This is a genomic window from Wolbachia endosymbiont of Dactylopius coccus, assembly GCF_977011065.1.
The window spans coordinates 438,251-463,813 of sequence record NZ_OZ347065.1; the positions used below are offsets into that span (position 1 = coordinate 438,251).

Consider the following 25,563-nt stretch of genomic DNA (forward strand, 5'->3'; position numbering starts at 1 on the left):
GCTATAAAAACTGTCTAATAGCGCTACCCAAAACCCTTATCTCCCACTCAAGTTCAACATTAAATTTATCCTTCACTGCATCTTTTACTCTGTTGCCAAGGTTTTCCAAGTCAGATGCAGTTGCATTATCGTAATTGAGCAAGAAGTTACAATGTTTCTTAGAGATTCTAGCTCCACCAATATTTAACCCTAGGCAGCCAGATTTATCAATTAACTCCCATGCTCGGTAGTTTTTTGGATTTTTGAATATGCACCCAGCAGTTTTTCCTCTTATTGGCTGGCTTTTATTTTTTTTCTCAACAATTTCCTTTAACCTTTGCAATATAAGCTCATACTCTGAGTTTACTCCTTTAAACTCAGCTTCAACAAAAATCCAATTTCCTTTTAGGCTATGTCCACGGTAAAAATACCCCATTTCTTCGCTGGAGAACTCATATAGGTTTCCATCCTCTAGATTCACTGCTTTTATGGATTGTACAACGCTTGCGATGTCACTACCATACGCACCTGCATTCATTTCTATTCCGCCACCAACTGTTCCTGGAATTCCAACTAGAAACTCGAGTCCACTAATTTGTTGCTCTCCTGCAAAGTAAGCAAGGTTCCTGAGCAGCGCAGCTCCCCCAGCTACAATAGAGTTGTTACCCTTACTTTTAATATATGCAAACTCCTTACCTAATTTTACTGTTATTCCTCGAATGCCACTATCTCGTACTATTATGTTGGATGTTGCACCAATAACACTAACTGGCAGTTCAGTATTTTTAATCAAGTATGTTAAATCTTCAATATCACATGGTTTAAATAACACATCAGCTCGTCCACCGACGTTTAACCACGTCGCTTTAGACATTAAGATGTCATAACGATAGACTCCACGTACTTTAGGTAAGCTTATAAGCATTTTGATTTCAACTCTAGTCCTGCATCCATACCCATTTTCTCCGCATCTTCTATAAATGAAGTGCGCTCAGTGAAGTATATATTTTTTCCACTTGCTAACATACAACAAAGGTATAGCATATTTTCGTTTACATATTCAGCCAAAGCTGCAAGTGGTGTAAAACATGAACCATTCACTGTCTTCATAAAACTGCGCTCTGATTTCACTCTTATAAAAGACATATTATTATTAATTTTCTCTAAAAGATCGATAATTTTTACATCATTCCTTCTACATTGAATACAAATCGCTCCCTGTCCCACCGCACTTAACATAACTTTTGGTGGCAATACCTCTGTAATTAAGTGATGCTTTTCTAATCTTATGAGTCCAGCTTCAGCTAAAATTATTCCATCAAAACTTTGATTTTGCAATCTAGTTGTTACATTTCCACGTAGCGGTACTATATTTAAATCTGGTCTAACATTTAACAACTGAACTTTTCTTCTTATTGAAGAAGTGGCAATAGTAGCCTGCTGTGGCAAAGACTCAAGGCTATTGTGTTTATGAGAAATAAACGCATCGCATGGACTTAGCCTTTCTAAAACACAAGGAATTGTTAAATCCCCTGAGAAAAACGCAGGCACATCCTTTAGCGAATGAACTGCCATATCTATATTATTTTCGAGCAATTCAGTCTCAATTTCTTTAATGAATAATCCTTTGCCTCCCATTTCAGCAAGATTTGCGTTTGCATACTTATCTCCGGAAGTTTTTATTTTAATGATCTGAGTAGATAAGTTAGGGAAAGAGTCCAGCAACTTTTGTTTTACTTCTAAAGCTTGAGCAATTGCAAGGCTGCTTCCTCTGGTACCTATTTTGACTAGCATGTGTAGGATTGTTTGTCTAATGTCATTCAAGTAGCTGACTACTTGGATCCAGTTTAATTCATTATATAAACCTTTGCATTTATTGTACTTTAACTTAAAACCAAAAGCAACTTTGACTTTACAAAATAATAATCTTTTATATGCATAAATAAGCTTACTGGATTCTAGTGCCCCCTATCCAAGTAGCTGACACTGGTTCCTTTATGACAGCAGCGCCCCTATCCAGTGTCAGCTACTCGGATGACAAAAAAAGGGGCACTGGCTGTAGCCCTACGTCATACCGCCGCGGTATCTCTTAACATAGATCCCGCTAACACGTAGCGGGATGACGAATATACCGCCACGAACCGTCATACCGCCGCGGTATCTCCTTAGCATAGATCCCGCTAACACGTAGCGGGATGACGATTGTCATGGTGTCATCCCAGCGCCTCCTTCTCCTGTCATTCCAGTGCTCCTTTTTTTGTCATCCGAGTAGCCCCTATGATGTCATTCCAGTGCTCCTTTCTCGTCATCCCAGTGCCCAGACACTGGGATCCAGAAAAGTTTGCTTGTAAGCAAGCAAACTAGCATAGAAAAACGTTTTCGATGAGATTATATGGAAAACTGGATTCCAGCGTCACGCGCTGGAATGACACCTTTTATGGGCTCTTAAATTGCAACTATAAATACTTAAGAAATTCACCAAACGAAAAAAAAGGCAAAAGAAGCCCTAGTCATTGTCTATTTTCAGTATTGGCGTTTTTTAAGTCTTAAACGCTGCAATTTAGCTGCTTTTAAACGGCAACTAACCTTAGCTTTAATATTTAAGAAATTTACTAGGCAGAAAAAAAAGGCATAGAAAACCCGTGGTAGCTAGTTATTACACTCTCTATTTTAAAATTTGACGTTGGGTGATGTCTTGAACGCTTTATAAGCGCGTTTCAGCTTATGTAGGTAAAAACCTAGAAATTTTATAAAGACATACGGTGCACATAGTGCAAAAAATTAAGCATGATTTACGCCAAATACATTAAGTTTTTTGTCATTAATCCACTGCAGAGATTGCGAAGATAAATAAATAGCTTCACTTTCATGATAAGGGGGCTGGCGGAGTTTGTCAAGGAAGTTTTTTCGTTTCTATAGCTACTTGGATAGGTTATTTGGACAATAGAGAATTTTACAAAAATCTATTTTTAACTTACAATCAATTATTACAATTTTAAACCTACACCTTATGTACAACAGGCTTATAGTCAAATCTTTTTCAGTATTATGCATCTGTTTACTTGCTTTATACATAACACTGCCAAATTTCTTTGATAATAAGCTTTTTATTTCGAAAAAAAGAATAAACTTAGGCCTTGACCTGAAAGGAGGGGCATCTTTGCTTTTAAACATAGACTTAGACTTCTATTTTAAGGAAAAGCTAAGCATGTTAGCAGGTGAGATAAAAGAGACATTGCTAACAAAAAATATTGAATCTAACGTACAAAATAGCGTTGTAACTTTAAATAATATTGATGATTATAAAAAAGCATCTGTGTTGATTAATGCGATAAATCCAAATTTAGAGCTAAATAGAAAAGATTCTTCAATTCTCATTTCGTATAAACCCCATTATAAAAATTCTTTGATCAGTGAAGTAGTTGCAGAATCAATAAACAATGTCCAGCGCCGTTTGGACAAACTTGGCACAAAGGAAGTCAGTGTTCAAAAACAAGGGCAGAATAAAATATTAGTGCAGGTGCCTGGAGTAGAAGACACCAAGCAGATAAAATCTCTGCTTGGCAAAACTGCTAAGCTAGCTTTCCATTTAGCAAACACCAGCGTGGCTAAAATGCAGGATGTAGATCACGAAACTACTGTCATGCTCAAGGATTCTTTAGGTAATTCTTATCCAATATTCCGCAAAACTGAAATAGGTGGTGATTCGCTGGTTAACGCATCAGTTAGATTTGGTCACTTAGGTAAACCAACAGTGCATTTTAAATTTGACAGCATAGCGAGTAAAAGATTCGCGAAAATCACTAAAGAAAATGTGGGAAAACCTTTTGCAATTGTTCTGGATAACACAGTCTTAACAGTACCTACAATACGTGAGCCAATTTTAAATGGAGAGGGAGAAATTAGCGGTAATTTCACTGAAAAACAAGCAAGCGAACTTGCAATACTTTTAAAATCTGGAGCACTGCCAGCACCACTTAAAATAATTGAAGAAAAAAACATTGGCCCAAGCCTTGGAGAAGAATCAATAAAGGCAGGGGAAATGGCAGCAACAATCTCTATTATAGCCGTGGCTTTATTTATAATTATCACTTACGGCAAATTAGGTATATTAGCTTCTGTTGCGCTTTTTTCTAATGTAATTCTTATATTATCAATTCTCACTCTGCTTGAAGCAACTCTAACTTTACCTGGAATTGCAGGTATTGCACTCACTGTCGGTATGGCGGTGGATGCAAATGTTTTAATATTTGAGCGAATTCGTGAGGAAATCAAATCTGGCAAGAGAGTGGAACGTGCTATTGAAGAAGGGTTTAAAAACGCTATAAAGACAATACTGGATTCAAATATCACAACACTCATTGCTGCAGGAATAATGTTCATTATTGGCAGCGGAGCAATTAGAGGCTTTTCTGTCACTCTATCAATAGGAATTTTATGTTCGATGTTTTCTGCAATCACAGTCACAAAACTCCTGATAGAGTTGTGTATGAACCCGAAGAAACTAGCGCTTTGTTAGTCAACCACCTTCATTCCCACAACATTATATCCTGAATCGACGTGCAAAATTTCTCCAGTAGTGCCACTACTTAAGTCGCTTAATAAGTATAGCGCTGCCTTGCCAACATCTTCTATTGTGACGTTGCGTCTAAGTGGAGAATTATTTCTATTCCATTCTGATATGAAGTGAAAATCGCTTATTCCAGAAGATGCTAAAGTTCTGATTGGACCGGCGGAAATTGCATTTACTCTGATATTTTGTGGCCCGAGATCACATGCTATATATTTTACACTTGCTTCAAGTGCTGCTTTACATAAACCCATAACGTTATAATTTGGCATAACTTTTTCAGCGCCATAATAAGATAAAGTAAGTAAACTACCACCACCTGACATCATTTTTTCAGCTCTTTGCGCTAAAGCAGTGAAAGAATAGCACGATATATGCATTGCATTGAGGAAGTTATTCAGTGAAGTATTGACATATTTACCATCTAACTCATTTTTATCGGAGAATGCTATTGCATGCACCAAAAAGTCAAGAGTACCCCATTTTTTCTCTATTATTTCAAAAGCGTTATCTACGATTTTTTCATTTGAAACGTCACAGTGTAATATTAGCTCCACATTTAATTCATCTGCTATTGGTGATAGTTTTTCTTTTATTATTTCATTCTGGTAGGTGATTGCAAGTTCTGCTCCGTGCTCTGAGAGAGTTTTTGCTATACCGTATGCTATCGATCTCTTATTTATTATTCCGGTTATTAATCCCTTTTTGCCTTGTAATAGACTTGCCGTCATAGAACTATCTGCTTTTTTATAATTTGAAGTATTAACTAGATAAAGTCAATTATGTTTTAAAACATTTTTTGCAGTAACTTGAAGTCTAATACCACTGTTAACAAAAAGGCAGCGATGAGATTTTCTAGCAGATGTCTATCTTAGATTGCTTCTTATTAAAAAAAATAAAGCTTTATTAATTAAATATTATAGTTAATAATTACACTTTCTTGACAAGTAATTAAAATAGTGTTAAACTACGTGTATAAAATAATCAGTGAGGTTTCAATATTAAGCAGTATTATAAAAGTAAAATTAGAGAAAAACTGTTGTCCTTTTGAGAAATTAGAAAACTTCTTTGTTGCAAAGGTATTTCATATAGATGATCGAAAAGGATTCAAAGATTCTTCAGTAAAGTTAGTTATCAAGAATCCCTACGATTCAACTTTAACTCTACCAAGAGAAGCAATACCTAATTCTTTCGCTTTAGAGCTTTTGTCTTCACTTTATAAAGAAAATGCGCTAGTTCTATTTGCCATATTTTGAAAAAACGTTTTATTTTACTCCAAAAACGTCTTAACTTTCTCTCTACTTTTTCTGGGTAAGGTCACTAGACACTTATGCAGATGTGCATAGAATGACAGAAGAGACTTGCGTTAGATATTGTTTATTTACTTTCGATCTTTTCTATCAATTTTTTAACTAAGCCTCTTAGTTTTTTACTGGATTCATCAAGCTCTTGAATCTGCGAGCTATGCTCTTTCATTAGTTCCTTATAGTTACCTCTTATGTAGTCAATCATTTCCTTCATCTGAGCAATCATCTTGTTAACATCCATACTGCCCAAATCAGGTATCATGCCAGGCATAGCCCCTTCTAACATACCGCCAGCCATAAGCTGCTGAGACATTTGCATAAATGGTTTTAAAGTCTGATTAAGCAATTCAGGATCCTTGGCTAATTTTTCTATTTGCTCTTTGCAAGTATCCATATACTGCTTCATAAATTCATCTTCTTGCCCTTTGTCTATCATAATTATAACCTACCTAAAAATACGTGTTCTTTATTATATATTATTTTAAAATTAAAAACAATACAAAATACCTGTCACAATTGCATTAATACTTTTTAAATAATAAAAAATGCTCCTTTGCTTATAAAGGGTCACATACCTTCTTTAACCATTCCTTATCTTTTACGCTATTTTCTAAGTTTTTATAGACAAATTGATGGTAGCCATTTATCCATTCAATTTCATCCTTAGTAAGCATTTGCACATTTATTAGTCTTCTATCATATGGAATAGAGGTCAGTTGTTTAAAGTTTAAGAAGCCATTCTCTTGCCTGTCAACATATATCAGATTTTCAATTCTTATTCCATACTCTCCCGGAATGTAATAGCCAGGTTCGTTGGAAAGTATCATCCCTGGCGTGAGTTTCACTTTATTACTTTTTGATATTGCTTGTGGTCCTTCGTGTACTGATAGGTAACTTCCTACTCCATGCCCTGTACCATGCATATAGTCCATTCCAAATTTCCATAAATGCGTACGTGCCAATATATCCAATTCTCCACCAGTAGTGCCGGGGGGAAAGACGACACTTGCTATAGAAATGTGAGCTTTCAACATTATTGTATAGTGGGTTATTTGCTCATTAGTTGGACTGCCAATTGCTACAGTTCTTGTCACATCAGTTGTGCCGTCAAGGTATTGGCCACCAGAGTCAATCAAATATAGTCCACTTTTCTGAATTACCTTATTCGTCTTACTGCTTGCACGATAGTGAATTATTGCTCCATTCTCATTAAATGCTGAAATTGTTGGAAAACTTAGTTGCTTAAACAAATTCTGCTCTTTTCTGTATTCTAAGAGTTTCTCTTCAGCTTCAAGCTCTGTACCAACATTATTTTCAAGCCAATGTAGAAAGTTTGTAACTGCCACTCCATCTCTGATGTGCGCATTTATAGCCCCAGCTATTTCAGTTTGATTTTTTACTGCTTTATGAATTAAACAAGGATCCTCTCTTTCAGCTACCTGTTTATCTTTTATTACAGCCATGATACTCATTGGAGTTGTGCTTGGATCTATAACTATTGAATTTAGCTTGTGCAGCGAATTTTCTAGCCCACTAATATCAAAAATATTTATATGGTTGCCTAAATTTGCTTCTATAGTTGAATGTTCTTTATCTTGAATAAACAAATCAACATTACCGCTTTTATACAATATAGCACGGCCCAATATACATGGAGTATATTTAGCATTTTCATTTCTTAAATTTAATAACCATGAAATTGAATTTGGATCAGTTAAAAGCACTGCTTCAGCTTCTTTATCTATACTTTTAGCGACTTTTTCACATTTGTCCTTACTACTTTCACCAGCATATTCAATAGAATGTAAAACCACTGCTTGTTTTCGATAGTCACTTTTTTTTCCAGCTAAACAGGGTATTAATTTACAGATATTCTCATACTTTCTTATATCTTCTATGGTAAAATATTGCAAATAATAACCTAGTGAGGCAGTCGATGTTAAGTTTGCTTTTATCCATTCGCGTGGATCCTCTTCTTGTATATTATATACTTGAAAATTGCCCCGATCGAGCTGATTGCGAGCTTGTGTGATATAGCGTCCATCCGTAAAAAATGGGCACTTGTTGTCTTTTGTAACGATAAGTAGCCCATTTGTTCCTGTAAAGCCACACAGCTTTGTTAGCTCCTCTGAATACTCATTTAAATATTCATCTTTAGTATGCAACATAAATGCATCAACGTTTATCTCGTGCATAAAAGAACGAAATTCTTCGATTTTTGACATAGAACACCTCATACAAAATTAGCAGCCACTTTCGTTTTCCTGTTTCTCAAATACACTAATATGCTCACTATCGCTGCAGGAGTGATGCCTTGTATTTGCTTTGCAATGCCAATCGTCGCTGGTTTTATCGTCTGCAACTTTTCTATTACTTCACTTGACAGGCCTTTAACTTGTGAATAGTTGAAATCAATTGGAATTTGAGTGTTAATTTCCTCTCGTAAAAACTTCATATCCGCTTCTTGTCTTATTAGATAAGGTTTGTATTTTGCTTCAATTTCAACCGCTTCGCATATTTCATTCTTAGCTCTATTATCCGCTTTGGTGTGTCCCATTTTGTCATTCCAGCGCGTGACGCTGCTTAACTCCGGCCATATTTCTTGTAATTTATTCCAGTCGATGTTTGGATAGCTGAGTAAATCTAGTGCCGTTTTTCTTATCCCATCATAAGATATTTTGATACCATAAGACCTAAGCTGCTCAGGAGTAATCGTCAGACTCCCTAACTTCTCTTCAAGTTGCTTAATGGATTTAAGTTTATTCTGTAAAACAGAGTATCTCTCATGCGAAACAAGGGAAATATCATAACCTTTTTGTGTTAATCTTCTATCTGCATTGTCTGACCTGATAGCTAGCCTATATTCTGCACGTGAGGTAAATAATCTATAAGGCTCGATCACCCCTTTGGTGACCAAATCATCTATCATTACACCGATATATGAATCTGTGCGGTGAAGAACAAAGCTTTCTTTTTTTTCAGATGCAGAGAGTGCTGCATTAATTCCGGCGATAATTCCTTGCCCTGCTGCTTCTTCATATCCAGTGGTGCCATTAATTTGGCCAGCAAAATATAGACCTTTAATTTTCTTAGTTTCAAGAGTATGGCTTAGTTCTCGTGGATCAATATAGTCATACTCAACTGCATATCCAGACCTCAATATTTCTGCGTTTTCAAGTCCTTTGATACTCTTTATCATTTTATTTTGCACTTCAACAGGCAATGAATTTGAAATTCCGTTTGGGTATACAGTATCATCGTCCAGCCCTTCTGGTTCTAAAAATATTTGGTGACTACTTTTTTCTGCAAATTTATTAACTTTAACTTCAATGGATGGGCAGTATCTTGGTGCAACAATGTCATCCAAATACGAAGAAGCTGACCTATGAAGATTTTCCCTAATTATTTTATGCGTATTTTCATTAGTATGGGTAATAAAGCATGATACCTGAGGTTGGTTAATTTTTTCTGTGAGATAAGAAAACGGCACAGGTGGGTTATCACCTACTTGTTCTTGCAATATTGACCAGTTTATAGTATTACGATCAAGCCTTGGTGGAGTTCCGGTACGCAGTCTACCTAATCTAAAATCATATCTCTTGAGCGTATTTGCAAGTTCTACTGCAGACTTATCTCCCATTCTTCCTGAAGGAGTTGTTTGCTTTCCTATATGAATCACACCCCGCAGAAAAGTCCCTGTAGTTAGAACAACTTTACTTGTTGGTATACATTCACCTGAGCTTATCATTACAGCTTTAATGCACGGTTCTCCATTGCCATTACTTTCTATAAGAAAATTGTCAACTGACTCTTCTTTTACCGTCAAATTGTTATAATTTAGAATAATTTCCTGTATTGCTTGCTTGTATAATTTTCGGTCTGCCTGTGCACGTGGACCCCATACCGCTGCACCTCTGCTGCTATTTAAAATGACTGAGTGTATGCTTGCTTGATCGATTGCTCTTCCCATTATTCCATCAAGAGCATCGACTTCTCTGACTACAACGCCCTTTGCAACTCCTCCAATTGCTGGATTGCAGGACATTTCTCCTATAGTTGAAATTTTATGAGTTATAAGCAGTGTGTTTGCACCAAGGCGAGCTGCCGAAGCAGCAGCTTCGCACCCTGCATGACCACCACCTACCACCACTACGTCATATTTATGCATGCTTTTTAAGTAATTCGTACCCTACTAATATTCCGATTATCAACGGTTAATGTCAAATCTTGTTATTCCAATGTTAGATGTACAGTCCCAGAGTGTGATGGTATGATAAAATGTAAGAAAAAGATACCATCGAAGGAGGAATTGTGGTTACATGGGTGCGCCCGGACAACAGCGTAGAGCAATACAAAATAGTATAGCAAAGCTTTCCAAACCTTAATCCAAAAACTATTGTCGAAAACGCTCATTCACTAAAGACGCTCAAAACATCCAAGATCAACTGTTCTAACTTTAGAAGAAGAAGGTCGCATTTCGGAAGCATACACTTCTACCACTAGATGATTGCCTTGCAGTCTACAATTCCGCACTTCTAGCCTGCATCGCTGTTATAACATTAGCAAACTGCCAGATGTTGATTAAACCAAAAAAGAAATTTAAAAAATATCCTATAGCATATTGATATTGCAGAAGTCAGAACAGAGGAGGGAAAACTATATCTATATATGGCCTACAATTATGCAAAGAGACTCAAAACTCTTAATGGTCTTATACCAATTCTCATTGTTGGTCATTCAAATAGGATACATAGCAGAGTTGTTTAATTGTGGAGTAGGTAAGAGAAGTAATAAATTTACACAAAGCACTCTCAAGCAAAGCAATAGTATCGTATATTTTATTGCGCAAAATGTTCTGTTTTACATACAACCAAAGCCTCTCAACTGGATTGAGTTCAGGTGAGTATGGTGGTAGGTATATAATCTCAATATTTTTAGGTACCTTTAAACTTTTCGACTTATGCCAACTAGCACAATCCATAACAAGAAAGGCTTCTCGTGGTCCCAAATATTGAGACATTTGCTCAAGAAATATATTCATACAATCAGTGTTGACATTCGGTGCAAACAAGCTAGAATTCTCCCCATTTCTAGGATTAACTGCACTGTAGAGATAAAAATTTTCCCTACCTAATTTTACCTTAACTTTTGTTCTGACGCCTTTTTTAAACCATCCATGCCCGGTCTTTGAATGTGTGCCAAACCGCGATTCATCGAAGAAAAACAGCTCTTTTTCAGAATACTTGCCAATAACTTCGTTGAGATTTTTTTTTGAATTCCTCTTGTTTTCTTTTATCTTGTACATTGTGTACTGGTCTTGGTGTAATATAAGAGAATTTCATCTTTTGCATATAGCGGTGTACTGTAGATTTGCTAATATTTAAGCCGAACTTTTCCTGGATTCTTATTCTCATTTCTTTAATGGTAATATTAGGATTTTCTCCTACCCATGCTTCAACTTGCTGTAGTTGAGCCTGATTTAATTTAGTTTTTCTACGCCGTTGTGGAGGAGCAAACAATTTTTCTTCTCTGCCTAATTTCAAGAGTTTTATCCACGAAGTTAGTGCGCTTCTTGAAATGCAATATATTTTTGCTACAGCCGTTATACTATGCTTTTTTGCTGCAATTACAGCATTTAGTTTTTTTGCAACATATGCATTGTTCCTTACTTTCTTCAGCATTTTTTTTGCTGATTTTACTACTTCTTCATCCAATAATTTTGATCTTAGTGCCATTTATACCTCGACTATTTCACTTATTTCATTATGGCTTGTCTTCTATTATTGTCTATCTGTTTGCCGTGTAATGGGAATTGGTATAAGTACACAACGTGGACGTGAGATAGTTATGGATTTAATCGATAAGGCTTTAGAGGGTAAAGATATTATGGATACTATGGAGGATCTTAGACGAACTGGGCTTTTTAAAACAAATGAAGAGCAATTTACACAAATAGCAGAGGCTCTATTAAAAGGAGATGCGGGTGTTGATGTACAAGATAAAGACGGAAGAACTCCTTTATATTATGCTGTTTATTACACTCATGGTGAACATCCAATAGCTAAATTATCAACATCCAAAAGTAGCAAAACTTCTACTAAATTATGGTGCAGATCCATCATGTATCCATAAACCTAAAGCTATAACAGCAGGAATTACTGTGGGTATATTAGCTGCCATTGTTGCTCCATTAGCACTCGTTTACGCTACTGCATTACCTGCACTAGCAATAATTGGAATTACTGTAGCATCTGCACTGATAGTTGGTGGTATTGCCTATGGAGTTGCATATAAGGTATCAGAACATTCGTTAAATAGCGAATTAAGTGAGGTTAGCTGCAGTAATATAGGTGAACATTCCCGCTGCTAATTCACCACAATAACCGCGCCGTGGCAGTGTTTGTACTTCTTCTTGGAGAAACAACTTCTAGATTGACATGATCCACTTCATATGCCATAATAAAGCTTTAAGATTTGGAGAGAAAAAATGCAGGAGTTAAGTAAAATACTAATGGCAGTCAATTTTAGCCAAGATCTGAATAAGGAAAATATAGCTGATAAAATAAAAGCTAAAATAGAAGCTAAGCTAGAAGAAAATTTAGATGAGCAAACTAAGGAAGATTTAGAAAAATATCTTGAGAGGTGGGAAAAAGATAATTTTGATTTAAAGAAATTTCCATATGGTGATTTACTAAAATTAGCAGCTGAGTTTAATTGTGAAAAACTAGCAAAGCCTTTGTTGGCAAATGGTTTTGATATTAATGATGGCTTTCCTTTGCATTGTGCTGCTAGAAAGAAAAGTCAAGAAGTATTGGTATTTCTGATACAAGAGGGAGCAAAGGTTAATCTACAAGGTAAAGATGGAAAAACTCCTTTGCATTATGCTGCTGAGAACGGGTATACACAAATAGTAAAAATCTTACTTGCAGTAAAAGCAGATGTTAATATACAAGATGAAAGTGGACTCACTGCTTTGCACTATGCTGTTTGTCGCTGGGATGAAGAGATAGAAATGGTGAAATCTCTGTTAAAGGCAGGAGCTACTAATGTACAAAATAAATATGGGAAAACTCCTTTACATTATGCTGCTCAGCTTGGATATGTGCAAATGGTAGAAGCCCTACTAAAAGAAGGAGGTGCAGATGTTAATCTGCAAGATAAAGATGGAAAAACTCCTTTACATCATGCTACTGATAGGGAAGGGGAACATATACAAGTAACAGAAATCCTATTACAAAAAGAAGCAAAGGTTGATGTACAAGATAAAGATGGAAAAACTCCTTTGCATTATGCTGCTGAGAATGAGTACACACAAATAGCAGAGGCTCTATTAAAAGGAGGAGCAGGTGTTGATGTACAAGATAAAGACGGAAGGACTCCTTTATATTATGCTGTTTATTACACTCATGGTGAATATCCAAGACTAAATTATCAACATCCAAAAGTAGCAAAACTTCTGCTAAATTATGGTGCAGATCCATCATGTATCCATAAACCTAAAGCTATAACAGCAGGAATTACTGTGGGTATATTAGCTGCCATTGTTGCTCCATTAGCACTCGTTTACGCTACTGCATTACCTGCACTAGCAATAATTGGAATTACTGTAGCATCTACACTGATAGTTGGTGGTATTGCCTATGGAGTTGCATATAAGGTATCAGAACATTCGTTAAGTAGCAAGTTAAGTGGGGTTAGCTGCAGTAATATAGGTGAGCAGACCACAGCTGCTAATTTACCACAGTAACCACGCCGTGGCAGTGTTTGTACTTCTTCCCAGAGTTGCAAGGACATTTGTCGTTTCTTGAGACTTTGGGAAGTCTGCTATTTCTAGCAGAGTGTAACCTATTGCCTATTTCTTGGTTATCTACCAACTTAAAGTGTGCTAAGCGGTGAATGGTGAGTTCCTTCCATTTTTCAAGCATTGACTCAAACATCAAGAAAGCTTCGCGTTTAAATTCATTCAGTGGATCTTTCTGCCCCATGGCACGTAAGCTTATGCTTTGTCTTAGGCTCTCTAGAACTGAAAGGTGTTCCCTCCATAAATGATCAAGTGTCATTATCATCACTTGCTTCACTATCGTATTCCACAAATCTGTAGTGTGCTGACTGTTGAAATATTTTTCTTTCTCAGTAAAAAATTCTTGTATCTTATCATTTATATAATTCAAAGCTTCTTGTTTATTCAAAAACTTTGCTAAATCTTCTTTATCAAGCGTTATTCCATACCTTGTATGGAATTCTTTGACTATATCTTCAATATAATCCTCATAATAGCCACTTTGGACTATACCTTCTATTACGCTCTCATTTACTTCGCTATATACTTCAAGTAAATCATTAATTTCGTTGCCTAAGATATTGTTTCTCTGTTTAAAAATAACTTTACGTTGGTTGTTGATTACGTCATCAAACTTAAGCAAAGACTTCCGCACATCATAATTTCTAGCTTCAACTTTCTTCTGCGCCTTCTCAAGTGCCTTATTGATCCATGGATGATGAATAGCTTCGTTATTCTTTAACCCTACTTTTTGTAAAAAGCTTCTCATTCTATCAGAACCAAATATTCTCATTAGATCATCTTCAAGTGATAAAAAGAACTTAGAAAGTCCAGGATCACCTTGACGGCCAGAACGGCCACGCAGCTGATCATCTATTCTCCTGCTTTCATGCCTTTCGGTTCCAACCACACATAAACCACCAGCTTTTATAGCAATTTCCTTATCTTTTTTTACTCTTTCGACTATTTCTTGGTATTTTTTTACTCTTTCATCATCATTTTTTATCTTCTTCAGCTCTACCTTTGCAATCATTTCAGCATTTCCACCAAGCTGAATATCAGTTCCACGTCCTGCCATGTTAGTTGCTATAGTAATGCTGCCTGGCACCCCAGCTTGTGCTATTATGTACGCCTCTTGTTCGTGATAACGAGCATTTAGTACTGAATGCTTAAGAGAATGACTTTGCAAAAGCGCAGAAAGTTTCTCAGAGTTTTCAATACTTACCGTGCCAACTAGGACTGGTTGAAGGCGCTTGTGGCATTCTTCTATAAATTTTAATACAGCATTAAACTTTTCCTTTTCTGTACCGTAAATCTCATCATCGATGTCTATTCTTTTTACAGGTACATTAGTTGGAATTTTTACTACATTTAGTCTGTATATATCACGAAACTCTTCTGCCTCTGTTGCTGCTGTTCCAGTCATTCCAGAAAGTTTATTGTACATACGGAAGTAATTCTGAAATGTAACTGAAGCTAAAGTTTGATTCTCATGCTGAATTTCAAGATTTTCCTTCGCTTCAAGTGCCTGATGAAGACCATCGGAATATCTCCTGCCCTCCATCATACGCCCAGTAAATTCATCAATAATCACTACCTTGCCATCCTTTACTATATAATCTTTATCAGCAGTAAACAGCTTATGTGCACGTAATGCTTGGTCTATATAATGAGTCATTATCATGCTGTCAGTATCATAGAGCGAGGAATTTTCAGGAATGAGATTGTATGACCTGAGTAGTTCTTCCACTCGTGAAATACCATCTTCAGTAAGGAACACTACCCTACCCTTCTCATCCACCTCATAATCAGAGTCAACTAATTTGGTTACTATTTTATTGATATGCTTATATATCTGATTGTTTTCCTCAATCTGGCCAGAAATAATAAGCGGAGTGCGAGCTTCATCAATGAGTATTGAGTCTACTTCATCAACTATTCCGTAGTGAAAGCCTCTCTGAACCATGTCTTCTTGAGAAAATTTCATATTGTCTCGCAGGTAATCAAAGGCAAGCTCGTTATTTGTGGAATACACGATATCTGCACTGTAAGCCTCTTTTCTCTCTTCGTCTGTCAAGTTATTCGTAATAAACGCAACAGAAACCCCAAGAGAATTATATAATTTGCTCATCCACTCTGTGTCTCGTTTTGCAAGATAATCGTTAACAGTTACGACATGTACGCCTTTCCCTTCTAAGGAATTTAGATATGCTGCTAAAGTTGCAACGAGTGTCTTTCCCTCTCCTGTTTTCATTTCTGATATCATGCCGTTATGGAGCACCATTCCACCGATCAGTTGAACATCGAAGTGTCTCATGTTAAGAAACCTTCGAGAGGCTTCGCGCACAACCGCAAATGCAGGTACGAGAAGATCATTTAACGTTTTCCCATTTTTCAATTCTCGTTTGAATTCTTCAGTTTTACCAGCAAGCTCCTCATCAGATAAGCTCTGCATTTCTGTTTCTAATGCATTTATTTGCTGAACAATTTTCCTAAAGGATTTTATTATCTTCTTATTTGTTGACCCAAATATCTTTCTTATAAAAAAGAATGACAACGTAAAAATGAAAAATATAAGAATGGCTGTCAAAATTAGCGGAGAATCTAGCATAAACTTAAGTAAAGTCTTATTTAATATGAGATTATATTACTAAATGCAGTCTACAGCAATGACATATTAGATTTGGGGAGTCTTTGGAAAGTCTTTTTTAAATCAAGAATTAAGAGTTTGCCAGGCAATTCCTACCCTCGAAGGCCTTTCTATCAACACATAAAGACTCTATTGCATTATTTTAGGTATTTGATAGACTTCTTTCAAAATTGTCAGAGTGAGTGTAATATGGTTAATCAAAATCTAAATAAAGCAGAGTCTTACTACATGGCTATGTATAACAAAAATTTTGATGAGATGGCTTCATATATTCATCCCCATGTCCTTTTTATAGGTCCTCTTGCAACTTTTAATGGTAAGGAATCTGTAGTTGAAGCTGCCAAGAATTTTTCAATGTTTTTCAAGAACTTTATAATCCGAGAAAGATTTACTTTCGGTGATAAGGTTATGCTAGTGTTAGATTTTGATTGTCCTGATCCTATCGGTACTCTTCGAGGTGCTTCATTTTTATCATTTGATGATGGTCTCATTTCTTGCATAGAATTATTCTACGATGCTCGTCCTTTTGAAAAGAAAAAAGATGAGATTTTTACTCAAAATTGAGCTATCCTTAACTAGTTGTAGCTACCTTATAATAATTCTATCAGTAACCGCAGTTTTTTATTATTATCCAGCAAAGCCACACTATCGACAAGTTTACTCTTTTTCCATTGATGAGATTTAAGGACTAAGCCTCAACCATCAAATTGAAATTGTCAACTTTCAGGAAAATGTGTGTAACTGTATTTGCTCAGCAATTCTTCGGTTTGTTGTCTACAGTGGTTATCTTGATGCAGTATAATACTTTTCTTTGTAAAAGTAAGTATCAAGTTTTATCATTTAGAATTTCATCAATAATTTCCTTTTGTTTTACAACTTCTGGTATAGTCTTATCTTTATTAAGTAGTGTAATTGTAATGAGAGCCTTCCATAAAGCCCAGCCGCTTGCTCTGGCCCACGTGTCTGGATCTAAACATAGATGTGACTTGAAGATTCTCCGACTTTCGCTGTCTAAAAGTGTCCAGGCAATTACCAAGTCACAAGCTGGATCACCGACAGCCATACATCCAAAATCAATTATAGCAGCTACACACGCATCTTTTACCAAGATATTTCCACTTGCAAAGTCACCATGAATCCATACTGGGTTCTTGCTCCATCTTGAGCTTATAGCTTTTTCCCAAAAGGACATTATAGTTCTAGCATCAATAAAACCTTGCAATTCCTTAATGGACGATCTTACCTCTGTGTCATAGACTGATACGTGATCGCCGCGCCAGAAGTTATGGAGTCCAGGACTAGGGCCTCCTTTAACATCAATTTTATGTAACTCATTCAAAAATTGTGCAAGCTGAGAAGCAATAATCTGTAAATCCAGATCATCTATAGACAATGCATTTATGCTTTCCCCTTCGATCCACTTATATATTGACCAATTCCAGGGATAATGCTTTGATGGTTGTCCCATTGCAAGTGGCTTAGGAATAGAAAATGACAAATGTGGTGCAAGTACCTCAAGCCATTTTTGCTCCTTTAGAACTTGTAGCGCATAATCTTCTGCGCTTGGTAGCCTGATCAACATCTCTTCACCCAAGCGAAAAGTTCTATTGTCTATACCACTGAGTTCAACAGGTTTGATCTCTAAGTGAGCCCACTTTGGAAATTGCTGTGCAACAAGTTCGGTAACAAGTAATAACCAAGAGCGACTATCAATTTTTGATGCCATTTGCCGGTTTCTCCTATTTTACCATCCGCCTTAGAAACCTTCTGATTCCAGAAAAACTTGCTTGTCATTTTTAATTGCTGACATTGTTTAAGTTAATACCAATTTACACTTCCAAAACTAATCTATTTGGATCTTCTATATAATTTTTTATTTTAACAAGGAAAGTCACTGCTCCTTTGCCGTCGACTATTCTGTGGTCGTAGGAAAGAGCAATGTACATCATAGGTCTGATCTCAATTGAATTGCCCACGGCAACTGGTCTATTTTGTATTGAATGCATTCCAAGTATTCCAGATTGCGGAGGGTTTATTATGGGAGTAGAAAGGAGCGAGCCGTATACTCCGCCGTTTGAGATAGTAAATGTTGCACCTTCCATTTCTGATACTTGTAATTTACCCTCGCGTGCTTTTTTACCAAGTGCAACTAAGGTCAACTCAATTTCGGCAAATGACATCTGATCGGCACTCCGAATAACTGGCACAACAAGGCCTTTGTCAGTACCAACAGCAACACCTATGTCATAGTAATGTTTATATATGATTTCATCGCCTGAGATCTCAGCGTTAATTTCAGGGATCTCTTTCAGTGCTTGCACCGCTGCCTTTATAAAAAACGACATAAAACCAAGTTTTATTCCATATTTTTTTTCAAAAGTGTCCTTATATTTTGCTCTTAGATCCATGACATTTTTCATGTCAATTTCATTGAACGTGGTCAGTATTGCGGCAGTATTTTGCGACGCCTTCAAACGAGCGGCAATTACTTGCCTTATTTTGCTCATTTTTACTCGTTCCTCTCTTTGCTCTCCACTTACTATACTTTTTGGCAATTCATATTGTTTTATTGCAGGCTGTTCAGCTTTGTTCATGTGGCCTATCACATCTGCCTTTGTTACTCTGCTTCCCATGCCAGTTCCTTTGACACTTTCTGCATTAATTGCATTTTCTTCCATAATTTTCCGAGCTGATGGAGCATCTTTTTTAGCAGAACTTTCGCTTTTATCTTCTTTTCTCGCTTCTTCTTTTACTTCCCCCACAGAAAGCTTCGCTAACAATTGATCAGGACTTATCACATCATCTTCCTTTACAAGAAATTCAGTTATTTGCCCTGAAGCTTCTGCAGTTAATTCGAGTGCTGTTTTGTCAGTCTCAATTTCAAAGATCAAGTCATCTACTTTTACTGCTTCTCCAATACTTTTCTTTATTTTTACTATACCTTCCGTAACTGACTCACCACCAAGAGTCTTTGGCGCTCTGATTTCTATAATTTTGCTCATAAAACAATTTCCGTATAAAACTTTCTATAGATTTATACATGAAAAGAGACATGTAATAAACTAATAAATTCATTGAGGCTCTTATCATTTAGAAGTGACAAACGGATAACATACTCCCAAATGTCATTCCAGCGCGTGATGCCAGGCCATCTTGACACATTTCGCCAACCCCGTCTCTCGGCTATGGTATTGCTAATCAAACAATGACTATGCAAAAGACCTAATAACATGTATAATCCATAAATAATTTTTGAGGTAAATTATGAAACTGGGCGTTAATATTGACCATGTTGCAACTCTTCGCAATGCGCGCGGAACTTCTTATCCAGATCCATTGAAAGCAGCAGAAATAGCTATTGATGCTGGAGCAGACTTTATTACCGTACACTTACGAGAAGATAGAAGGCATATCAGGGATGAGGACGTGTTTAACCTAAAAAAAAGCATTAACACTGAGCTAAATCTTGAAATTGCAGCCACAGAAGAGATGCTTGAAATAGCAAAAAAGGTAAAGCCCTATTCGATTAATATAGTACCAGAAAAAAGAGAAGAATTAACAACCGAAGGCGGTCTGGATATCGTTAATGTGTATAGCAAACTTTCTAGTATAATAGAGGAAATGCATAGCTCTAGCATAAAAGTCTCACTGTTTATCGATCCAAATATTAATCAACTAAAATATCTTGAGAAGCTAGAGATAAAACCTGACATAATAGAAATTCACACAGGAGATTACTGTGATAATCCATCAGAGAAAAAGTTACAGTTAATTACTAATGCTGCAGAGTACGTCAATAAATTAGGAGTAGAATGCCACGCAGGACATGGCATAACTTATAAACACGCTAAGAAAATGACAAGAGTACCTCACATCTCAGCTCTTAACATAGGCCACTATTTAATTAGCGAAGCTGTATTTTACGGCTTACACAGCGTAGTAAAAACAATGAAAATGACAATGTCTAACTAGCTGCTGCTTTTTCCTTCTCATTTAAAATACTTAAAAGAGTTTGGCTTGCTTTAAATTTTACCCTTGTCTTTTCAGGAACAGTCATGATCTCACCATTTTGAGGGTTACGACATTGTTTTTCCTGACTGATAGCAGTAGAAAATGTTCCTATCCCATGCAAACGTATTTCACCTTTCCCATGCAGCTCATCCTTTATTATTTTAATAAACGCATCATGAATCTTGCTCAAATCAGATTTTGTTATATCTATATTCTGATCAGAACAATCTTCCTTTAATTGTTTTATTATATCTTCTTTACTCATAAATTACCTTAATATTGAAAAAATCACACAAATAGCATATTATGTTGACACCGATAGTCAACTAAATTCATCACAAAAATAGAGGATATCATACACTTTTGCAAATATTTGTATAATACTTACAAAAAAACACCACTATGAAATAACTATCTCTTAGAAAATTGACACTTTTTCCGAGCTTTATGTTGACCATATTTCTTACGTTCAACAATACGTGAATCTCTAGTTAAGAATTCACCATTATGTAATATGGAATGCAAATCTTGGCTTACGCTACTTAAAGCTCTGCTTATTCCATGAGCTAGAGCACCTGCTTGACCAGATAGCCCTCCACCTTTTACAGTTGCAAATACATCATATTTGTCTAACGTAGAAGTTGCTATAAATGGCATTTTCACTATTTGGCACACCGATTCTCTTTTAAAATAAGAAATTAGATCGCCTTTTTTATTAACACTAAATTTTCCACTTCCCGGCTTTATCCATACTCTTGCTGCAGATTCTTTTCTTCGGCCTGTAGCATATAAACGACCAAGCGAATCAACTGCTGATTTAATTGTCTTTTCTGACCAGTCATTATTATTTATTGTAGAACTCTTCATTTTTACTCCATTACTTTTTATTTTTACGATTCAAAGAGGCAAAATCTATCTTTTTAGGTTGCTGCCCTTGATGCTTATGCTCTGAACCAGAATAAACATACAAATTTTCAAAGCGTCTACGCGCCATAGGGCCATCATCAAGCATCCTTTTCACTGCCATTTTTATTACACGCTCAGGAAATTTGCCATTTAAAATATTATCTGGAGTAGTTTTCTTCAAACCACCAGAATAACCTGTATGCTTATAGTAAATTTTATCTTTAAGCTTCTTCCCGGTAAAATGCACCTTTTCTGCGTTGATAATAATTACATTATCGCCACAATCCATATGAGGTGTATACTCAGGTTTATGCTTTCCACGCAATAGTGTCGCTACAAATGCTGCAAGCCTTCCTACCACTAATCCTTCTGCATCTATGACAAACCATTTTTTGTCGATTTGTTTCTCTTTTAAGAAAAAAGTTTTCATTGTAATTTAACTAAACAATAGTAAGCTACTATATACTTAATTTCTCAATAGTGTCAACAATATTAGTTATTGATTATTAAAGTAATTTATGTTAGTAATTGAGCTGCGCAACCAATATGCACAGGAAGTAGAATGTTTCGATTGATTATTACACTTGCGATCATTTTTGGTACTATAAGTTGCTATGCAACCGATGTGGGAGAAGTTATAAGCAAAGCGATCAAAAATAGCTCAAAAATAAAGTCTCAATTTTACCAATATAAAAGCGCAGAAAAACAGCTTAAGTCTTCTGGGTTAGCTGGATTTTTACCTGACATTAGTTTGCAGTACAATTTTGATAGTAATTTTAATCTTTATAATCAATCCAATTTACCTGGAAAACGTCTGATATTAAGCCAAAAGATAATAGATGGCGGTGGCACCTTTGCCACATTCAGTCGATCAAGTCATCTTCTCAAAGCAGAAAAAATGCGATTTCAGCAATTAAAACAAGAGGTTGCACTTAATGCTGTGAAAGCATATGTTGGTGTTTTACAAAAGACAGAAATATTAAAGCTCAGAGAACATAAAGAACGCGTTTCTTTGGAACATTTGTCAGCTATGAAAAAACGCTTTTCCCTTGGAGAGGTAACCAATGCTGAAGTTTCGTTAGCAAAAGCAAAATTTTCATCTTCTATATCCGAAAGAGTTGATGCTGAAGGTAAATTAAAATTGGCAAATATTGCTTATTATCATTTGATTGGCGAAGATGCTGATGACCTTTCTGAAGCTAATGATAAACTACCTTCTGTTCCAGAGCTAAATGAATGTTTACAATTAGCAAGAACCAATAATTTATCCCTAAAAGCAGCAATTTATCAAAAAAGAGCAGCCGGAATGGAAGTGATTGCTGAAAGCTCCAAGTGGCTTCCTTCTTTGAATCTTAGTGTAAATAAATATTTCGATGAGAAAGGCATTAACTTAAAAACGCTGTCAAACAATGTTAATGTGGTTTTTACTCTTGATGTTCCAATCTTTAAAAGAGGAGTGAATGCTTTTGGTGTCAGTAGAGCTAAAATGGATGCAAAAAAATCTACCTACGATTATTATGAAACGGTAAAAAATATAGAACAAGCAGTTGTAAATGCTTGGAATAATGTGCTAACAGCAAAAGCCATTATTAAAGCAAGTCAAGAAGCGGAAAAAGCAGCAGCTTTAGCATTGGAAGGAGTTGAGCAAGAGGTAAACTTAAGTTTAAAGAGTACATCTGACCTTTTGGACACTGAGGATGCATTATTTAAAGCACGTTCAGACTTAGTTGAAGCAAAAAGCAATTATGTGATTAGTGTTTATAATTTGCTTTTTATAATAAATAGTATAAATCTCTAAATTTAATGGTATTAGCACTATGCATGATGAACAAGGCAATCAATCTGTAAAAGATATTCTAGAAGATATAAAAAAAGCTATATCGGGTAAAAACGCAAGTAACGATAAAGCAGAAATAAAGGATGAAAATGATGATGTGCTATGCCTTGAAGAAGAGTACCTAGAAGACATGGAAGAAGATGGCAAAAAAGAAAATAGTGAAAAAGAGGACATTGATAATGATGACCAAAGTAAGGAAATGGCTTGCAACAATAACCAATTTAATGGCCATAGCTACAATTCAGAAGAAAAAAAAGATATTTATTTGTACGATAATATCCAAATGAGTAATAATACAGTGAGTAATAGTGGCTTACAAGCGCAAAGTAACGATCATCTAGTTTTAAAAGAGAATATGGAAGAGATCAAAGCGCTGCTTGGAAAAATGCAAAACGAATTGCAGCATAAACAACAAGAAAAAGCGAATCTTACTGTTGAAGAATTAGTTACATCTCTTTTAAAACCTCAGCTCTCAGAATGGCTGAATAAATATCTACATGCACTGGTAAAAGAAGTAGTTGAAAAAGAGCTCAAAGATATAATCAATAATAAGTAGGGTATTAGCAATAAAAACTAGAGTAAAGACGGCTAGAGGCAGAAAACTATCTTCAACAAGGTGGCTACATCGTCATTTGAATGATCAGTATGTGCGAAAAACTAGCAAGGATGGTTATAGGTCACGCTCAGCATATAAGCTGGTAGAAATGGATAATAAATTTAAATTATTCCAAGAAGGGCAAAAAATTATTGATCTTGGTGCTTCTCCTGGTGGATGGTCACAAGTTGCGTCTCAGAAAGGTGCAAATGTGGTTGCTCTTGACATAAAACCAATGAACGCAATTAATGGAGTAGAGTTTATACAATGCGATATTATCAATGGGCTTGAAATTTTAAGAGAAAAATTCAAGGATCAAAAATTTGATGTAATTTTATCTGACATGGCGCCCGAATCTTGTGGTTTAAAATCGTTGGATCATATCAGAATTATGCTTTTATGTGAGGCAGCGCTCAATTTTGCAAAGCATTTCTTGAGCCATGGTGGCACGTTTGTAGTAAAAATTTTCCAAGGAGAATCTGATAAAGATTTTTGTAACGAGCTAAAAAAAATATTTAAAACAGTAAAATACTTTAAACCAAAGTCAAGTAGATCTGAATCTACAGAAATGTATTTGGTAAGTTTAGGCTTTATTGGCAGCAGACCTCCTATATAATATTAACCCAGGTAGCCCGCAGAAACGAAAAAACTTACTTGACAAACTCCGCCAGCCCCCTTATCATGAAACTGAAGGTATTCAGTTATCTTCATCTGTGCAGATTAAACAGCAAGAAAACAACGTAGTTGGCGTCTTATTTTTAATTTTTTGCACTATGTGCACCTCATGTCTTTATAAAACTTTTAGGTTTCTACCTATACAAGCCGAAACGCGCTTATAAAGCGTTTAAGACATCACCCAACGTCAAATTTTAAAATAAAGAGTGGAATAACTAGCTACTCCGGGGGTTCTTTGTCTTTTTTTTCTGCCTGGTAAATTTCTTAAACATTAAAGCTAAGGTTAATTGCCGTTTAAAAGCAGCTAAATTGCAGTGTTTAAGACTTAAAGAACGCCGATACTGAAAATAGACAATGACCAGGGCTTCTTTTGCCTTTTTTTCGTTTGGTAAATTTCTTAATGCTTGTAGGCTCTGTGGACAAAAAATATGAAGAGGGAGAAAAAAAGTGGTAGTTTAACCAAATGAACATAAAAATGGAGAAACTACCGAATGGAATATTATATAAAAGAAAGAAATTGGAAACAAATTTTAGAATTCATAAAAGGCATAAAAGGAATGCATAGTAAAGACGAAAAACGTTTAAGAATATTCATAGAAGCAGTGTGGTATATGGCGCGAAGTGGTTGCCAATGGCGACTTTTGCCGAAAATCTATGGCAATTACAGAAGTATACACAAACGATTTAAGAGATGGTGCGAAAGGGGTATTTGGAAAAATTTATTGGAGTACACAAAACAAGAGCCAGATTTAGAAGCCGTCATAATCGACGGTACGATCATTAGAGCCCATCCATGTTCGGCTGGATATACAAAAGATTCGAAGGATCAAGAGGCTTTAGGGCGAAGTAAAGGTGGCTTTACGACTAAAATTCATGCACTTGTTGATGCATTGGGAAATCCTTTAAAATTTATACTTACTCCTGGCCAGAAGAATGAAATTACACAAGCTGAAGTATTAACAAAAAATGTCTATAACTCCTCATTGTAGTAGCTGATAAGGGTTATGACAGCAATGCTTTTGTGGTCAGCCTTGAAAACAGGAAATGTGAAATCGTAATTCCATCAAAAAGGAATCGAAAAGTGCAAAGATACTATGATGAGCATATTTATAAAGAACGTCATTTGATTGAGTGCTTTTTCGGTAAAATTAAAAATTTTAGGCGCATTTTTTCCAGATTTGACAAGACCGCAGAGGTTTACATGGGATTTCTAAATTTTGTTGGAGCTCTCATATGGCTTCTCTAAAATTTTG

At 35.9% G+C, this 25,563-nt stretch carries 25 protein-coding genes and 2 pseudogenes; 13 read left to right on the plus strand and 14 right to left on the minus strand.

The window, feature by feature from the left end:
* Position 1: 1 nt before the first annotated feature.
* Both murB and hemC read right to left on the minus strand, forming a co-directional pair.
* A complete protein-coding gene (gene murB, locus ACWHVF_RS02420) occupies positions 2-904 on the minus strand; it encodes a UDP-N-acetylmuramate dehydrogenase (RefSeq protein ID WP_064124711.1) in 903 nt (300 codons plus the stop codon).
* Positions 895-1,773: a hydroxymethylbilane synthase gene (gene hemC, locus ACWHVF_RS02425; RefSeq protein WP_064124712.1), complete on the minus strand. Its 879-nt coding sequence runs from the start codon at positions 1,771-1,773 to the stop codon at positions 895-897. The genes murB and hemC overlap by 10 nt, the downstream gene beginning before the upstream one ends.
* 401 nt (positions 1,774-2,174) lie before the next feature.
* Here hemC and ACWHVF_RS02430 point away from each other — a divergent pair, with 401 nt between their 5' ends.
* Together ACWHVF_RS02430 and secD are read left to right on the plus strand one after the other, a co-directional pair.
* Positions 2,175-2,330 (plus strand): hypothetical protein, encoded by a 156-nt coding sequence (locus ACWHVF_RS02430; RefSeq protein ID WP_447933122.1) that lies wholly within the window; start codon positions 2,175-2,177, stop codon positions 2,328-2,330.
* Between the two features lie 659 nt (positions 2,331-2,989).
* Positions 2,990-4,498: a protein translocase subunit SecD gene (gene secD, locus ACWHVF_RS02435; RefSeq protein WP_064125378.1), complete on the plus strand. Its 1,509-nt coding sequence runs from the start codon at positions 2,990-2,992 to the stop codon at positions 4,496-4,498.
* On the opposite strand, the gene ACWHVF_RS02440 is transcribed toward secD, so the two are convergent.
* Complete coding sequence (locus tag ACWHVF_RS02440) at positions 4,495-5,280, minus strand: enoyl-ACP reductase FabI (protein ID WP_064125379.1); 786 nt, start codon at positions 5,278-5,280, stop codon at positions 4,495-4,497. The two genes, secD and ACWHVF_RS02440, sit on opposite strands and share 4 nt — an antisense overlap.
* Before the next feature lie 240 nt (positions 5,281-5,520).
* Here ACWHVF_RS02440 and ACWHVF_RS02445 point away from each other — a divergent pair, with 240 nt between their 5' ends.
* Entirely contained in the window at positions 5,521-5,805 is a 285-nt protein-coding gene (locus ACWHVF_RS02445; RefSeq protein ID WP_064125380.1) for a hypothetical protein, read from the plus strand.
* A 121-nt stretch (positions 5,806-5,926) separates the two neighbouring features.
* On the opposite strand, the gene ACWHVF_RS02450 is transcribed toward ACWHVF_RS02445, so the two are convergent.
* The 3 genes from ACWHVF_RS02450 to mnmG form a co-directional block, all read right to left on the minus strand.
* Entirely contained in the window at positions 5,927-6,292 is a 366-nt protein-coding gene (locus tag ACWHVF_RS02450) for a hypothetical protein (RefSeq protein ID WP_064125381.1), read from the minus strand.
* Positions 6,293-6,413: 121 nt separating this feature from the next.
* On the minus strand, positions 6,414-8,081 hold the full coding sequence (locus ACWHVF_RS02455) for an aminopeptidase P family protein (RefSeq protein WP_064125382.1): 1,668 nt from the start codon (positions 8,079-8,081) through the stop codon (positions 6,414-6,416).
* An 8-nt stretch (positions 8,082-8,089) separates the two neighbouring features.
* The gene (gene mnmG / locus ACWHVF_RS02460; RefSeq protein WP_064125383.1) at positions 8,090-10,024 is read right to left on the minus strand and encodes a tRNA uridine-5-carboxymethylaminomethyl(34) synthesis enzyme MnmG; all 1,935 of its coding nucleotides are present in this window, start codon (positions 10,022-10,024) and stop codon (positions 8,090-8,092) included.
* Positions 10,025-10,126: 102 nt separating this feature from the next.
* On the opposite strand from mnmG, the pseudogene ACWHVF_RS02465 reads away from it, so the two are divergent.
* Positions 10,127-10,530 (plus strand): annotated as a pseudogene (locus ACWHVF_RS02465) (hypothetical protein); the annotation flags it as partial.
* 49 nt (positions 10,531-10,579) lie between these two features.
* On the opposite strand, the gene ACWHVF_RS02470 reads toward ACWHVF_RS02465, so the two are convergent.
* A protein-coding gene (locus ACWHVF_RS02470; protein ID WP_447933057.1) for an IS630 family transposase occupies positions 10,580-11,591 on the minus strand; the annotation gives its coding sequence in 2 pieces (ribosomal slippage) (positions 10,580-11,128 and positions 11,130-11,591; 1,011 coding nt in all).
* Between the two features lie 70 nt (positions 11,592-11,661).
* Here ACWHVF_RS02470 and ACWHVF_RS02475 point away from each other — a divergent pair.
* The 3 genes from ACWHVF_RS02475 to ACWHVF_RS02485 all read left to right on the plus strand — a co-directional run bounded on the left by ACWHVF_RS02475 (position 11,662) and on the right by ACWHVF_RS02485 (position 13,603).
* A complete protein-coding gene (locus tag ACWHVF_RS02475; RefSeq protein ID WP_447933123.1) occupies positions 11,662-11,988 on the plus strand; it encodes an ankyrin repeat domain-containing protein in 327 nt (108 codons plus the stop codon).
* Between the two features lie 28 nt (positions 11,989-12,016).
* Positions 12,017-12,226, plus strand: coding sequence for a hypothetical protein (locus tag ACWHVF_RS02480; protein ID WP_447933124.1), 210 nt, complete (start codon positions 12,017-12,019; stop codon positions 12,224-12,226).
* A gap of 141 nt (positions 12,227-12,367) precedes the next feature.
* Positions 12,368-13,603, plus strand: a complete 1,236-nt coding sequence (locus ACWHVF_RS02485) for an ankyrin repeat domain-containing protein (protein WP_447933125.1) — start codon at positions 12,368-12,370, stop codon at positions 13,601-13,603.
* Here ACWHVF_RS02485 and secA read toward each other — a convergent pair.
* Positions 13,587-16,247 carry a preprotein translocase subunit SecA gene (secA, locus tag ACWHVF_RS02490; protein WP_064124889.1) on the minus strand — a complete coding sequence of 887 codons (2,661 nt, stop codon included), beginning with the start codon at positions 16,245-16,247 and terminating at the stop codon, positions 13,587-13,589. The genes ACWHVF_RS02485 and secA overlap by 17 nt on opposite strands.
* A gap of 228 nt (positions 16,248-16,475) precedes the next feature.
* On the opposite strand from secA, the gene ACWHVF_RS02495 reads away from it, so the two are divergent.
* Positions 16,476-16,850 (plus strand): nuclear transport factor 2 family protein, encoded by a 375-nt coding sequence (locus ACWHVF_RS02495; RefSeq protein WP_156488174.1) that lies wholly within the window; start codon positions 16,476-16,478, stop codon positions 16,848-16,850.
* Positions 16,851-17,112: 262 nt separating this feature from the next.
* Here ACWHVF_RS02495 and ACWHVF_RS02500 read toward each other — a convergent pair whose 3' ends face one another.
* The gene (locus ACWHVF_RS02500) at positions 17,113-18,012 is read right to left on the minus strand and encodes an aminoglycoside phosphotransferase family protein (protein WP_064124891.1); all 900 of its coding nucleotides are present in this window, start codon (positions 18,010-18,012) and stop codon (positions 17,113-17,115) included.
* 103 nt (positions 18,013-18,115) lie between these two features.
* Entirely contained in the window at positions 18,116-19,288 is a 1,173-nt protein-coding gene (gene odhB, locus ACWHVF_RS02505; protein ID WP_064124892.1) for a 2-oxoglutarate dehydrogenase complex dihydrolipoyllysine-residue succinyltransferase, read from the minus strand.
* A gap of 262 nt (positions 19,289-19,550) precedes the next feature.
* On the opposite strand from odhB, the gene ACWHVF_RS02510 reads away from it, so the two are divergent.
* Positions 19,551-20,258, plus strand: a complete 708-nt coding sequence (locus ACWHVF_RS02510; protein WP_064124893.1) for a pyridoxine 5'-phosphate synthase — start codon at positions 19,551-19,553, stop codon at positions 20,256-20,258.
* On the opposite strand, the gene ACWHVF_RS02515 is transcribed toward ACWHVF_RS02510, so the two are convergent.
* From ACWHVF_RS02515 to rplM, 3 genes are all read right to left on the minus strand, one after another.
* Positions 20,251-20,562 carry an HU family DNA-binding protein gene (locus ACWHVF_RS02515; protein WP_064124894.1) on the minus strand — a complete coding sequence of 104 codons (312 nt, stop codon included), beginning with the start codon at positions 20,560-20,562 and terminating at the stop codon, positions 20,251-20,253. The genes ACWHVF_RS02510 and ACWHVF_RS02515 overlap by 8 nt on opposite strands.
* A gap of 146 nt (positions 20,563-20,708) precedes the next feature.
* On the minus strand, positions 20,709-21,164 hold the full coding sequence (rpsI, locus tag ACWHVF_RS02520) for a 30S ribosomal protein S9 (protein ID WP_064124895.1): 456 nt from the start codon (positions 21,162-21,164) through the stop codon (positions 20,709-20,711).
* 10 nt (positions 21,165-21,174) lie between these two features.
* On the minus strand, positions 21,175-21,633 hold the full coding sequence (rplM, locus tag ACWHVF_RS02525) for a 50S ribosomal protein L13 (protein WP_064124896.1): 459 nt from the start codon (positions 21,631-21,633) through the stop codon (positions 21,175-21,177).
* 132 nt (positions 21,634-21,765) lie between these two features.
* On the opposite strand from rplM, the gene ACWHVF_RS02530 reads away from it, so the two are divergent.
* From ACWHVF_RS02530 to ACWHVF_RS02540, 3 genes are all read left to right on the plus strand, one after another.
* Complete coding sequence (locus ACWHVF_RS02530) at positions 21,766-23,001, plus strand: TolC family protein (RefSeq protein WP_447933126.1); 1,236 nt, start codon at positions 21,766-21,768, stop codon at positions 22,999-23,001.
* Between the two features lie 19 nt (positions 23,002-23,020).
* Positions 23,021-23,596: a PopZ family protein gene (locus tag ACWHVF_RS02535; protein WP_064124898.1), complete on the plus strand. Its 576-nt coding sequence runs from the start codon at positions 23,021-23,023 to the stop codon at positions 23,594-23,596.
* A 76-nt stretch (positions 23,597-23,672) separates the two neighbouring features.
* Positions 23,673-24,251 (plus strand): RlmE family RNA methyltransferase, encoded by a 579-nt coding sequence (locus tag ACWHVF_RS02540; RefSeq protein WP_064124899.1) that lies wholly within the window; start codon positions 23,673-23,675, stop codon positions 24,249-24,251.
* Positions 24,252-24,628: 377 nt separating this feature from the next.
* Here the strand turns inward: ACWHVF_RS02540 and ACWHVF_RS02545 are convergent, their stop codons facing one another.
* On the minus strand, positions 24,629-24,781 hold the full coding sequence (locus tag ACWHVF_RS02545; RefSeq protein WP_447933127.1) for a hypothetical protein: 153 nt from the start codon (positions 24,779-24,781) through the stop codon (positions 24,629-24,631).
* Positions 24,782-24,801: 20 nt separating this feature from the next.
* On the opposite strand from ACWHVF_RS02545, the pseudogene ACWHVF_RS02550 reads away from it, so the two are divergent.
* Positions 24,802-25,556 (plus strand): annotated as a pseudogene (locus ACWHVF_RS02550) (IS5 family transposase).
* The last annotated feature ends 7 nt before the right edge of the window (positions 25,557-25,563 follow it).